10 protein-coding genes are annotated in these 11,867 nt (G+C 73.0%); 3 read left to right on the forward strand and 7 right to left on the reverse strand.

Annotated features, from left to right (window positions below; genetic code table 11):
• Positions 1-47: 47 nt before the first annotated feature.
• Positions 48-1,883: a DEAD/DEAH box helicase gene (locus ACFVR6_RS12240; protein ID WP_386963360.1), complete on the reverse strand. Its 1,836-nt coding sequence runs from the start codon at positions 1,881-1,883 to the stop codon at positions 48-50.
• A 68-nt stretch (positions 1,884-1,951) separates the two neighbouring features.
• On the opposite strand from ACFVR6_RS12240, the gene ACFVR6_RS12245 reads away from it, so the two are divergent.
• On the forward strand, positions 1,952-2,824 hold the full coding sequence (locus tag ACFVR6_RS12245) for an SGNH/GDSL hydrolase family protein (protein WP_386963363.1): 873 nt from the start codon (positions 1,952-1,954) through the stop codon (positions 2,822-2,824).
• Here the strand turns inward: ACFVR6_RS12245 and ACFVR6_RS12250 are convergent.
• Positions 2,821-3,657, reverse strand: a complete 837-nt coding sequence (locus ACFVR6_RS12250; protein WP_386963367.1) for a TrmH family RNA methyltransferase — start codon at positions 3,655-3,657, stop codon at positions 2,821-2,823. The two genes, ACFVR6_RS12245 and ACFVR6_RS12250, sit on opposite strands and share 4 nt — an antisense overlap.
• A 650-nt stretch (positions 3,658-4,307) precedes the next feature.
• Here ACFVR6_RS12250 and ACFVR6_RS12255 point away from each other — a divergent pair.
• Both ACFVR6_RS12255 and ACFVR6_RS12260 read left to right on the forward strand, forming a co-directional pair.
• A complete protein-coding gene (locus tag ACFVR6_RS12255; protein WP_386963800.1) occupies positions 4,308-5,126 on the forward strand; it encodes a Sir2 family NAD-dependent protein deacetylase in 819 nt (272 codons plus the stop codon).
• A 34-nt stretch (positions 5,127-5,160) separates the two neighbouring features.
• Positions 5,161-5,868 carry a histidine phosphatase family protein gene (locus ACFVR6_RS12260; RefSeq protein ID WP_386963370.1) on the forward strand — a complete coding sequence of 236 codons (708 nt, stop codon included), beginning with the start codon at positions 5,161-5,163 and terminating at the stop codon, positions 5,866-5,868.
• Here ACFVR6_RS12260 and ACFVR6_RS12265 read toward each other — a convergent pair.
• From ACFVR6_RS12265 to ACFVR6_RS12285, 5 genes are read right to left on the reverse strand one after another with little or no spacing between them, the layout of a single operon-like run.
• Positions 5,865-6,683: an HpcH/HpaI aldolase/citrate lyase family protein gene (locus ACFVR6_RS12265; RefSeq protein ID WP_386963372.1), complete on the reverse strand. Its 819-nt coding sequence runs from the start codon at positions 6,681-6,683 to the stop codon at positions 5,865-5,867. The genes ACFVR6_RS12260 and ACFVR6_RS12265 overlap by 4 nt on opposite strands.
• The gene (locus ACFVR6_RS12270) at positions 6,680-7,183 is read right to left on the reverse strand and encodes a MaoC family dehydratase (protein WP_386963375.1); all 504 of its coding nucleotides are present in this window, start codon (positions 7,181-7,183) and stop codon (positions 6,680-6,682) included. The genes ACFVR6_RS12265 and ACFVR6_RS12270 overlap by 4 nt, the downstream gene beginning before the upstream one ends.
• A gap of 5 nt (positions 7,184-7,188) precedes the next feature.
• The gene (locus ACFVR6_RS12275; protein ID WP_386963377.1) at positions 7,189-8,358 is read right to left on the reverse strand and encodes an acyl-CoA dehydrogenase family protein; all 1,170 of its coding nucleotides are present in this window, start codon (positions 8,356-8,358) and stop codon (positions 7,189-7,191) included.
• Complete coding sequence (locus tag ACFVR6_RS12280; RefSeq protein WP_386963379.1) at positions 8,355-10,271, reverse strand: acetyl/propionyl/methylcrotonyl-CoA carboxylase subunit alpha; 1,917 nt, start codon at positions 10,269-10,271, stop codon at positions 8,355-8,357. Before ACFVR6_RS12280 ends, ACFVR6_RS12275 begins: the two co-directional genes overlap by 4 nt.
• A gap of 1 nt (position 10,272) precedes the next feature.
• Entirely contained in the window at positions 10,273-11,856 is a 1,584-nt protein-coding gene (locus tag ACFVR6_RS12285) for a carboxyl transferase domain-containing protein (RefSeq protein WP_386963381.1), read from the reverse strand.
• Between the last annotated feature and the right edge of the window lie 11 nt (positions 11,857-11,867).

Consider the following 11,867-nt stretch of genomic DNA (forward strand, 5'->3'; position numbering starts at 1 on the left):
CGATTGCCAGCATTTCGGGGTTCCGAACCGCGGATGCCGGTCGGCGGCTAGGAGTGCACGCGGCGGCGCAGCAGCTCGATGCGGGCCTGCAGCTGCGCGACGGTGGCGTGCGAGACGGCAGGTCCGCCGCAGAGGCGCCGGAGCTCCGAGTGCACGACGCCGTGCGGCTCACCGCTCTGACGGGCGTACACCCCGACGAGGCTGTTCAGCAGCTGTCGCTGCTCCTTGAGCGTGCGGTGCAGCGCCGGCGGCAGAGTCGTCGCGGCATCGCTCCCGGTGGCATCCGCGTGTTGTGCCTCCCCCGTCTCGCGCACCTTGCGATGCCGCGACTGGCGAGCCTGGCGCTGCATCAATAGCTCGTGCACGTGCTCCGGCTCCAGAAGCCCCGGCAGCCCGAGGAACTCCTCCTCCTCGGGCGTGCCCGGGACGGCGAGCTGACCGAACTCCTTGCCGTCGAACAGCACCCGGTCGAAGTGGGCGACGGAGCCGAGCGCCTGGTAGGTGAACTCCTCGGTGAGTGCGTCGGAGGCTTTGTCCTCGCGCTCCGCCTCGGCCAGCAGGGTGTCTTCCAGCCCGTCGTCGTCGCCCGATTCGCGGTCGAGGGCGTGGTCGCGCTCGCGCTCCATCTCGTTCGCGAGGGCCAGCAGCTGCGGCACATGCGGCAGGAACACGCTCGCCGACTCGCCGCGGCGACGGGCGCGTACGAAGCGGCCGATCGCCTGCGCGAAGAACAGCGGCGTCGAGGCGCTCGTGGCGTATACCCCGACCGACAGCCGGGGCACGTCGACGCCTTCGGACACCATCCGCACCGCGACCATCCAGCGCGAGGTGCTCTTGGCGAACTCCTCGATGCGGCCCGAGGCCGCCGGGTCGTCCGACAGCACGACGGTGGTGGGCTCCCCCGTGATCTCCTTCAGGATCGCGGCGTACGCGCGCGCCGCGGTCTGATCGGTGGCGATGACGAGGCCACCGGCATCCGGCACCTCCTGACGCACCTCGCTGAGACGGCGGTCGGCGCTGCGCAGCACCGCGGGGATCCAGTCGCCCTCGGGGTCCAGCGCCGTGCGCCACGCCTGCGAGTTGATGTCCTTGGTGTTGTCCTGACCCAGGTGCGCCTCGTACTCGTCCCCCGCCTTGGTGCGCCAGCGCATGTGGCCGGCGTAGACGAGGAAGAGCACCGGACGCACGACGCCATCGGCCAGCGCCCGACCGTACCCATAGTTGTAGTCCGTGCGGGAGAGGCGGATGCCCTTCTCGTTCGGGTGATATTCCACGAACGGAATGGGCGCGGTGTCGCTGCGGAACGGGGTTCCCGACAGCAGCAGCCGGCGGGTCGCGCGCTGGTACGCCTCGCGCAGCGCGTCGCCCCAGCTGAGGGCGTCGCCGCCGTGGTGCACCTCGTCGAGGATCACGAGCGTGCGGGCATCCTCGGCGAGTCGCTGGTGCACGGATGCCTTCACCGCGACCTGCGCATACGTCACCGCGACGCCGTGGTAGTGCCGGGCGGGGGCGACGTGACGGTTGCTGAAGTTCGGGTCGAGTCGGATGGACACGCGCGCCGCGGCATCCGCCCACTGGGTCTTCAGATGCTCGGTGGGGGCCACGACCACGATGCGGTCCACGATCCGTCGGCGCAGCAACTCGGTGGCCAGACGCAGGGCGAAGGTGGTCTTACCGGCGCCGGGGGTCGCGGCGGCGAGGAAGTCCCGCGGACCCTTGCCGACCCCGTCGGGCCCGTCCATCCCGAAGTACTGATCCAGCGCCTCGGCCTGCCAGGCACGCAGTCGCTGCGCCGTTCCCCAGGGTGCACGCTGCGGGAACGACGGCGACAGGTGCTCGGCAGCGAAACTGCCGAAATGTTCCTGCTGCTGCTGCTCATCCACGACGGTCCAGCCTAAGTCAGTCCGCGAGGGGCTAACCTCGGAGTCGGTCACAAAGCCGAGGAGGAATCATGCGGCCCGACGATCACGCCCCCGAAGATCAGCAGCATTCGCACACCCCCGCCACCGTCACGCACCCCTGGCGGCGCATGGTCGCCATCGGCGATTCCTTCACCGAGGGCATCGGCGATCCAGACCCCTCATCGCCCGGCGGACACCGCGGCTGGGCCGACCGCGTCGCCGAGGCGCTGAGCTCGCAGGTCGAAGACTTCGCGTATGCCAACCTCGCCGTGCGCGGCAAGCTCATCGGCCAGATCGTGGCCGACCAGATCGAGCCGGCGCTGGCTCTCAAGCCCGATCTCATCACCTTCTCCGCCGGTGGCAACGACGTGATCCGCCCGGGCTCAGACCCCGACGCGGTCGCCGCGCAGTTCGAGGATGCCGTCGTGCGCCTCACCTCCTCCGGCGCGACCGTCGTGGTGTTCACCGGCATCGACACCAACTTCACCCCGGTGTTCCGCGGCATCCGCGGGCGTGTGGCGATCTACAACGAGAACATCCGCGCCATCGCCGAGCGCTACGACTGCATCGTGGCCGACCAGTGGGCGCTGAAGGAAGTGCAGGACATGCGCTTCTTCGACGACGACCGACTGCACTACAACACCCTCGGCCACCACGAGGTGGCGCGCATGGTGCTGCGGACGCTGAACGTCCCCAACGACCTCAAGCCCATGCAGCCCGATCCGGTGCCGGCGCGCACCTGGCGGGCGGCCCGCGTGAACGACCTGGTGTGGGCGCGCGAGCACCTCGTGCCCTGGGTGCTGCGGCGGGTGCGGCAGGAATCCTCGGGCGATAGCATCACCGCCAAGCGCCCCCAGGCGCTGCCGATCGTGACGCTCGCGCCGGGACCGGACCCCGCGGCCGCACCGGGCGACCCGGTTTAACGGGTCGGCGCGGCGGGCGCGGCGGGCGCGGCGGGCGCGGCGTGCGTGAGCGACCACAGCGCCACCGCGCTGGCAGCGGCGACGTTGAGCGAGTCGACCCCGCCCCGCATCGGGATGGTGACGACCGTGTCTGCCGCCGCCAGCGCGCGGCGTGAGAGCCCGTCGCCCTCGGAACCGAGCACGAGCGCGACCCGGTCGGGGCGCGCCGCGGCGAATGCGTCGAGCGACACCGCGTCGTCGGCGAGGGCGAGGGCCGCGATGTGGAAACCGGCGTCGTGCAGGATGCCGCGGGCTGTCGGCCACTCCGGCATCCGGGTCCACGGCACCTGGAACACGGTGCCCATGCTCACGCGCACGCTGCGACGGTAGAGCGGATCGGCGCAACGCGGCGAGATGAGCACGGCATCCGCCCCGAGCGCCGCGGCGCTGCGGAAGGCGGCGCCGACGTTGGTGTGGTCGACGATGTCCTCGAGCACGACCACGAGGCGCGCGCCGGCGACGATGTCGGCGACGGCGGGCTCGGCGGGGCGGTGCATCGCGGCGAGAGCCCCCCGGTGCACGGCGTAGCCGGTGAGCTTCTCGGCCACCTCCGCGGGGACGACGTACACCGGCGCGTCGCCGGCGACTTCGGCGACGTCATCGAGCCACTTCTCCTGCACCAGCACCGAGCGCGGACGATGCCCGGCGGCGATGGCCCGCCCGATCACCTTCGCCGACTCGGCGATGTAGAGCCCGCCGGCCGGTTCCAGCACGCGTCGCAGCGCGACATCGGTGAGATCGCGGTAGTCGGCGAGCCGGGGATCGGTGGGGTCGTCGACGCGCTCGATGGGCATGGTTCCATGCTCGCACGCGGCCCGCGCGCGGCTCGCCCGGTCTCCTTGCCCCCTCCCTGTGCCGCTGTCCCGGAACGAGGGGATCCGCCCGGACGCGGACCGCCAGCGCGCCGGCATCCGCAATCCGGCAGATCACCGCATCCCGGCAACACCGGCCCCCGCCGCGGTTCGGGGCGCGAATCGGGCGCCGACCGCGGCATCCAGGACGTTCGGGGCGCGAATCGGGCGTCGGCCGCGGGATCCAGGGGGTTCGGGGCGCGAATCGGTCCCCGACCGCGGGATCCAAGGGGTTCGGGGCGCGTATCGGGCGTCGGCCGCGGGATCCAGGGGGTTCGGGGCGCGAATCGGTCCCCGACCGCGGGATCCAAGGGGTTCGGGGCGCGAATCGGTTCCGCAGGGCGGGACCGAGGACGTTCGGGGCGCGAATCGGGCGCCGACCGCGGGACCCAGGACGTTCGGGGCGCGAATCGGGCGCCGACTGCGGCACCCAAGGGGTTCGGGGCGCGAATCGGGCGCCGACCGCGGGACCCAGGACGTTCGGGGCGCGAATCGGGCGCCGGACGCACTGCGGCCCCCGACGTAACCTCCCCGCAAACTGCGACGCCTAGACTCGGCGGGTGACCTCGGTGCTCCACCTCGATGCGCCGACCATGCAACTGGTCGGCCAGGCCGCCGACGCGTTCGCCGGACGGCGCGTGGCCGTCCTCACCGGGGCGGGTGTGTCCACCGACTCGGGCATTCCCGACTACCGCGGCGAAGGGGCCCCCGCGCGCACCCCGATGACCGCGCAGCAGTTCCTCGGCAGCGAAGCCGCCCGCCGCCGCTACTGGATCGGCAGCCACCTGGGCTGGCGGGCGTTCGCGAGCGCGGACCCCAACCCCGGGCACACCGCCCTCGCCGATCTCGAGCACGCCGGCGTCGCCACCGGCGTCGTGACCCAGAACGTCGACGGCCTGCACCTGCGCGCCGGCAGCCGCCGCGTGGTCGAGCTCCACGGCACCATGCGCCGGGTGTTCTGCACCCACTGCGGCCAGGTGTTCGACCGCCGCGACCTCGCCCGCCGCGTCGAGGCCGACAACCCCTGGATCGACGTCCCCGACGACGTGCTGCTCGGCCCCGACGGCGACGTGCTGCCCGACACCGTCGACGGCTTCCACGTGCCCGACTGCAGTGTCTGCGGCGGCATCCTCAAACCCGACGTCGTCTTCTTCGGCGAGTTCGTGCCCGTCGAGCGCTTCCGCGAGGCCGAACAACTCGTCCGCACGAGCCAAGCGCTTCTCGTGGCCGGCTCGTCGCTCGTGGTCAACTCCGGCGTGCGCCTGGTCGAACGGGCACGCCGCCGCAAGCTGCCGGTCGTCATCGTCAACCGCGGCGAGACTCGGGTCGACCGCCACGCGACGGTCAAGATCGACGCCGGCACGAGCCCCGTCCTCACCGCGCTCACCGAGGCCCTCATCGCCGCACGCTGAGCCTTCTCCCGGATGCCGCGGTTAGGCTCGAACGGTGACCCTGCTGACCCTCGTGCGCCACGGTGAGACCGACTGGAACCGCGCCCGCCGCATCCAGGGGTCCACCGACATCCCCCTCAACGACACCGGCCGCGCCCAGGCGCGCGCGACGGCCGAGCGCCTGCGCACCCGCCTCGATCCCGCCGCGCCCGTGGTCGTCGTCAGCAGCGACCTGTCCCGCGCGCGAGAGACCGCCGAGATCATCGCGGCCACACTCGGCGTCGCCGCCCCGCGGGTCTACCCGCAGCTGCGCGAACGCGCCTACGGCGAGGCCGAGGGCGTGGATTCCGCGGAGTTCCTGGAACGCTGGGGCGACTGGCACTCCGCCGAGATCCCCAGCGCCGAGCCGTGGCCCGAGGTTCGCGCCCGTGCGCTCGCGGCGCTGCGCCAGATCGCCGACGACGTGCGCCGCACGACCGCGCCGGCCTCGGCATCGGTCATCGCCGTCGCGCACGGCGCGCTCATCCGCGAGCTGATCCGCCACGCGACCGGCGGTGAACTCCCACCCGTCGGCTTCCGCCTGCCCAACGGATCGACGTACGACATCCTGCTGGAGCGCGACCGGCTGCGGCTGCTGTCGGACGTCGGCCCGGATGCCGCAGCCGACACGGCCGCCGACGACGACGAGACCGCGACCGAGACCGAGACCGAGGCCGAGGCCGCAGCCGACCCCGCGACCGAGACCCGGGCGACCGCGCGCTAAACCCCCGCGCCGGCGCGGTGCAGCAGCGTGCGCGCGTGGCGCAGCACCGGCTCGTCGATCATGCGCCCGCGGTAGGTGAACACGCCGCCCTCGTTCTCGGCCGCCACGAGCACGTCGCGCGCCCACGCGAGCTGGTGCTCGCCGGGCCGGTAGGCGTCGCGGATGACCGCGACCTGCGACGGGTGGATGCAGGCGGTGGCGGTGAAGCCGCTCGCGGCGGCATCCTCCGCCTCCCGCGCCAGCCCTTTCACGTCGGCGATGTCGAGGTAGACCGCATCGATCGCGGCCTTGCCACGCGCCCCGGCCGCCAGCAGCACGCGCGAGCGGGCGTACCGGGCGACGTCGCGGTAGCGGCCGGTGGGCTTGCGGCTGGACGTGCCGCTGAGGGAGGCGACGAGGTCTTCGGCTCCCCACATGAGGCCTGCGACGTTCTCGAGCGCGGCGATGCGCTCCGCCGCGGTGACCCCGCGCGCCGTTTCGCACAGCGCGATGACCCGGTAGCGGGGGTCGATGCGGCCGATGCGCTTGGCCGACTCGGACTTGGCGACCATGATCGTGCGCACGTCCGTCTGCGACAGGGTCGCCAGGTCCGCGTCGAAGTCGGGGGTGCCGACGGGGTTCACCCGTACGATCACGCGCGACGCGTCGAGCTCGGCGTCGATGAGCGCGCCGCGGGCGGCGGTCTTCGCGCGCGGGGCGACGGCGTCCTCCAGATCGATGACCACCCCGTCGGCGCGAGCCAGGGCCGACGCGTACCGCTCGGGGCGGTCGGCGGGGCAGAACAGCAGGGCGGGGCCGATGTCGAACGCGGTCACGTCTGTACTTTCTCGTGGGAACGGCACCACATCAGTGCCGTGCGGGTGGCCGTGGCGACCACGACGTCGTCCTGGTTGCGACCGGTGTGGCGCATCACCACGATCCCCTGACCGGCGCGGGATGCCGACAGTCGCGCCCCCACGATCTCGGTGTCGCAGTACAGGGTGTCGCCGGGGTGCAGCGGCGCGGGGAAGGTGACGTCCTCGAGGCCGAGCTGGGCGACGAGGGTGCCCTGGGTCAACTGCGCGACGGAGGAGCCGATGAGGGTCGCGAGGGTCCACATCGAGTTGATGAGCGGCCGCCCGAACGGCTGGCTACGGGCGTACGCCTCGTCCACGTGCAGCGCCTGCGGGTTCATCGTCAGCGCCGAGAAGAGCTGGTTGTCGGCCTGGGTGACGGTGCGGCCCGGGCGGTGCAGGTAGCGCGCCCCCACCTCGAACTCCTCGAACCAGAGCCCGCGCTCCACGATGGTGCGCGGCGCGTCGGGGGTGTCCGTCATGCCCATCACGCTACCCCGAGCGCCCGAGCGATGACGAGCAGCTGCACCTCCGTGGTCCCCTCGCCGATCTCCAGGATCTTGCTGTCGCGGTAGTGCCGGGCGACGGGGTACTCGTTCATGAAGCCGTTGCCGCCGAAGATCTGCGTCGCGTCGCGGGCGTTGTCCATCGCCGCGTCGCTGGAGACGAGCTTGGCGATGGCGGCCTCGGTCTTGAACGGCTTGCCGGCGTCGCGCAGGTGCGCCGCCCGCACCCAGGCGAGCCGGGCGGTGTGCACCCGCGCCTGCATGCGGGCGAGGGTGAACTGAATGCCCTGGCGGGTCGCCAGCGGCGCCCCGAACACGACCCGCGACCCGGCGTAGTCCAGTGCAGCCTCCAGGCATCCCTCCGCCGCCCCCGTCGCGAGCGCCGCGATCGCGATGCGGCCCTCGTCGAGGATGTGCAGGAAGTTCGCGAACCCCCGGCCCTCTTCTCCCAGGAGGTTCCCCTCGGGCACCCGGCAGCCGTCGAAGCTCAGCGGGTGGGTGTCGGACGCATGCCACCCGACCTTGTCGTAGGCGGGCCCGACGGTGAACCCCGGGGTGCCCGACGGCACCATGATCGTGGAGATCTGCGAGCGGCCACCCTCGCGGCCGGTCACCGCCGTGACCGTCACGAACCGGGTGATGGGCGTGCCGGAGTTGGTGATGAACTGCTTGCTCCCGTCGATCACCCACTCCTCGCCCTCGCGGCGGGCGGTGGTGCGGGTGGCGCCGGCATCCGACCCCGCCTCGGGCTCGGTGAGTCCGAATCCGGCGAGCGCCCGCCCCGCGAGGAGATCGGGGAGCAGCTCCTCGCGCTGCGCGTCGGTGCCGAACCGGAACACCGGCATGGCACCCAGGCTCACGGCCGCTTCGAGAGTGATGGCGATGGACTGGTCGGCGCGGGCGAGCGCCTCGATCGCGAGCCCGAGGGCGAGGTAGGTACCGCCCTGCCCGCCGACCTCCTCCGGGAAGGGCAGCCCGAACAGGCCCAGCTCCCCCATCTGCGCCACGACGTCCAGGGGCAGCGTGTGCGTGCGGTCCGCCTCGTACGCCTGCGGCGCCACCACCTCGTCGGCGAAGGCGCGCACCATGCGGGCCAGTTCGATCTCGTCGTCTTCCAGCGCGTAGGAGCGCAGGTCGATGGGTCCGGTCATGGGGTCTCCTCCTCGGGGGTGTCGTGCACCTCGGCGAGCACGTCGTCGCGGCGCACCTGCGCGCCGATCGCGACGAGGATCCGTGCCACGCCGTCGTGGGGCGCGGTCACGGTGTGCTCCATCTTCATGGCTTCGATCGTGGCCAGGCGTGCGCCGGATGCCACGCGGGCGCCGTCCTGCGCGTGCACGGCGACCACGGTGCCGGGCAGCGGGGCTCGCACGTGCGGCGCGGCCGCCGTGTCCGCGGGCGCCCGGGCCGCGCGCCGCCGCCGGGCCGCCGCACGGCGCGAGAGGGGGCGGAGGCGGTGCGTCGCGCCGTCGAGATGCACCCACACGTCGCCGTCGGCGTCGCGGGCGACGGTGGCCCCCTCGAGGGCGGCAGCGGATGCCGCAGCGAGCTCCCCCGCCTCGGTCTCGAACGCCCACACCCGCGGCTCGGCGCGACCGCTCAGCCGCCAGCCGTCGCCCCGGCGCCACGGCGAACCATCCGCGCGGGCGGCGTCGCTCTCGAGCAGGTGTGCGGCCGCGGCGAGCACCCCCTCCCCCGGCCCGGGCACGACGACCGGCGGCATCCCGCCGATGATGCCGGTCTCCAGCGCCCCGCTGCGCACCGCGGGCTGGGCGAGCAGGGTGCGCAGGAAGGCGATGTTCGTGTCGACGCCGAGCACGACGGTCTCCGCCAGCGCCGCGTCGAGAAGATCGAGCGCGGCGGTGCGGTCGGCGGCGTGGGCGATGACCTTGGCGATCATGGGGTCGTAGTGACTCGTGACGACGGTGCCGGTCTCCACCGCACCGTCCACCCGCACCCCGTGCGGGGCCCGCCAGGCGACCACCTCGCCCGTGGCCGGCAAGAACCCGCGCGCCGGGCTCTCGGCGTACACCCGCGCCTCCATGGCGTGACCGTCCAGACGCACGTCCCCCTGCGCGAACCCCAGCGGCAGGCCCGCGGCGATGCGCAGCTGCTCGGCGACGAGGTCGATGCCGGTCACGAGCTCCGTCACCGGGTGCTCCACCTGCAGCCGCGTGTTCATCTCGATGAAGAAGAACTCGTCCGGCCGGTCCCCGGAGACGAGGAACTCCACCGTGCCCGCCCCGCGGTACCCGACGCTGGCGGCGGCCCGGCAGGCGGCATCTCCCAGGCGCTCCCGCGTCGCCGCGTCGATCGCCGGTGACGGGGCCTCTTCGATGACCTTCTGATGGCGCCGCTGCAGGGAGCATTCGCGCTCGCCGAGGTGCACGACGCCGCCGTGGGCATCGGCGAGCACCTGCACTTCGATGTGGCGGGGGCGGGTGACGAGCCGCTCGAGCAGCAGCGTGTCGTCGCCGAAGGCGGCGGTGGCCACCCGGCGCGCCGCGGCGAGCGCGTCGGCGAGCGCCTCGTGCCCGGTGACGATCTGCATCCCCTTGCCGCCGCCGCCTGCCGACGGCTTCACCAGCAGCGGGTAGCCGTGCACCTCGGCGGCCTCGGCGATCGCGGCATCCGTCAGGCCCGCGGCACTGAACCCCGGCACCACCGGCACGGCGTGACCGGCCACGTGCTCCTTGGAACGGATCTTGTCGCCCATCACCCGCAGCGCCTCGTCTCCCGGGCCGACGAACACGATCCCGGCCTCGGTGCAGGCGCGTGCGAAGTCGGCGTTCTCGGAGAGGAAGCCGTAGCCCGGGTGCACGGCCTCCGCCCCGCTGTCCCGGGCCGCGGCCACCACGGCGGCGATGTCGAGGTAGGACTCGGCCGCGGCGGCACCGCCGATGCGCACCGCCATGTCGGCTTCGCGCACGTGCGGGGCGTCGGCATCCGCATCACTGAAGACGGCCACCGAGCGGATGCCGAGGCGGCGGAGGGTGCGGATGATGCGGCGGGCGATCTCGCCGCGGTTGGCGACGAGCACGGTGCGGAATGGCGGGGTGGTCATGTCACATCCGGAAGAGGCCGAAGCCCGGGTCGGCGAGCGGGACGCGGGACACGACGTCGAGGGCGAGCCCCAGCACGTCGCGGGTGTCGACGGGATCGATGACGCCGTCGTCCCAGAGCCTGGCGGTGGCGTAGTACGGGTCGCTCTGCCGGTCGAACTGCTCGCGCACCGGGGCCTCGAACGCGGTGCGCTCGCCGGCGGTCCACTCCCCGCCGCCTCTCGCGACCTGGTCGGCCTTGACGGTGCCGAGCACGGATGCCGCCTGCGCGCCGCCCATCACCGAGATGCGACTGCCCGGCCAGCTCCACAGGAATCGCGGCCCGTAGGCGCGCCCGCACATGGCGTAGTTGCCGGCACCGAACGATCCGCCGACGACGACGGTGAGCTTGGGCACCCGGGTGGTCGAGACGGCGGTGACCATCTTCGCGCCGTCCTTCGCGATGCCCGCGGCCTCGGCGTCCCGGCCCACCATGAACCCCGAGATGTTCTGCAGGAACAGCAGCGCAATGCCGCGCTGATCGCACAGCTCGATGAAGTGCGCTCCCTTGAGTGCCGATTCGCCGAACAGCACCCCGTTGTTGGCGAGGATGCCGACGGGATGCCCGTGGATGCGGGCGAAGGTCGTCACCAGCGTCATGCCGTACTCGCGTTTGAACTCGTGCAGGCTGTCGGCGTCGACGAGCCTGGAGATCACCTCGTGCGCGTCGTAGGGCTGCGCGACGTCGACCGGCACCACATCGTAGAGCCCGTCTGCGGCCGCGGCCGGCGGCACCGATGCGTGCACGGTCCACGCCGGAGCGGCCGGGGCGGGCAGGGTCAGCACGATGTCGCGCATGATCTCCAGCGCGTGCTCGTCGTCGTCGGCGAGATGGTCGGCGACGCCGGAGCGGCGTGCGTGCAGCTCGCCGCCGCCGAGTTCCTCCGCCGTGACGATCTCCCCGATCGCCGCCTTCACCAGCGGCGGGCCGCCGAGGAAGATCGTGCCCTGACCGCGCACGATGATCGTCTCGTCGCTCATCGCCGGCACGTACGCACCCCCGGCCGTGCACGACCCGAGCACCGCCGCCACCTGCGGGATGCCGGCGGCCGACAGCCGCGCCTGGTTGTAGAAGATCCGGCCGAAGTGATCGCGGTCGGGGAAGACCTCGTCCTGCATCGGCAGGTAGGCGCCGCCGGAGTCGACGAGGTACAGGCAGGGCAGGCGGTTCTCCAGGGCGATCTCCTGCGCGCGCAGGTGCTTCTTCACCGTGAGCGGGTAGTAGGTGCCGCCCTTGACCGTCGCATCGTTGCAGACGACCATCACGTGCCGCCCGTGCACGAGGCCGATCCCGGCGACGACCCCCGCGGCCGGGGCCTGCCCGTCGTAGAGGCCTTCGCCGGCCAGCGGGGCGATCTCGAGGAACGGACTCCCCTCGTCGAGCAGGCGGGTCACGCGCTCGCGCGGCAGCAGCTTGCCGCGCGAGCGGTGGCGCTCCCGGGCGACGGCTCCCCCGCCGTCGGCGGCCCGCTCCAGCCGCTCGCGCAGCTCGGCGGCGAGCGCGCGCTGGGTGGGGGCGAGGGGTGGGGCGGTGGCCGGTGCGCTCATGCTGTCTCCGT

It is taken from the genome of Microbacterium sp. NPDC058021, from assembly GCF_042885955.1.
Taxonomy (GTDB): domain Bacteria; phylum Actinomycetota; class Actinomycetes; order Actinomycetales; family Microbacteriaceae; genus Microbacterium.

Coding starts and splice junctions, on each gene's coding strand:
- ACFVR6_RS12245 (WP_386963363.1), top strand. CDS start 1,952: ATGCGGCCCGACGATCACGCCCCCGAAGATCAGCAGCATTCGCACACC.
- ACFVR6_RS12250 (WP_386963367.1), bottom strand. CDS start 3,657: ATGCCCATCGAGCGCGTCGACGACCCCACCGATCCCCGGCTCGCCGAC.
- ACFVR6_RS12255 (WP_386963800.1), top strand. CDS start 4,308: ATGCAACTGGTCGGCCAGGCCGCCGACGCGTTCGCCGGACGGCGCGTG.
- ACFVR6_RS12270 (WP_386963375.1), bottom strand. CDS start 7,183: ATGACGGACACCCCCGACGCGCCGCGCACCATCGTGGAGCGCGGGCTC.
- ACFVR6_RS12275 (WP_386963377.1), bottom strand. CDS start 8,358: ATGACCGGACCCATCGACCTGCGCTCCTACGCGCTGGAAGACGACGAG.
- ACFVR6_RS12280 (WP_386963379.1), bottom strand. CDS start 10,271: ATGACCACCCCGCCATTCCGCACCGTGCTCGTCGCCAACCGCGGCGAG.
- ACFVR6_RS12285 (WP_386963381.1), bottom strand. CDS start 11,856: ATGAGCGCACCGGCCACCGCCCCACCCCTCGCCCCCACCCAGCGCGCG.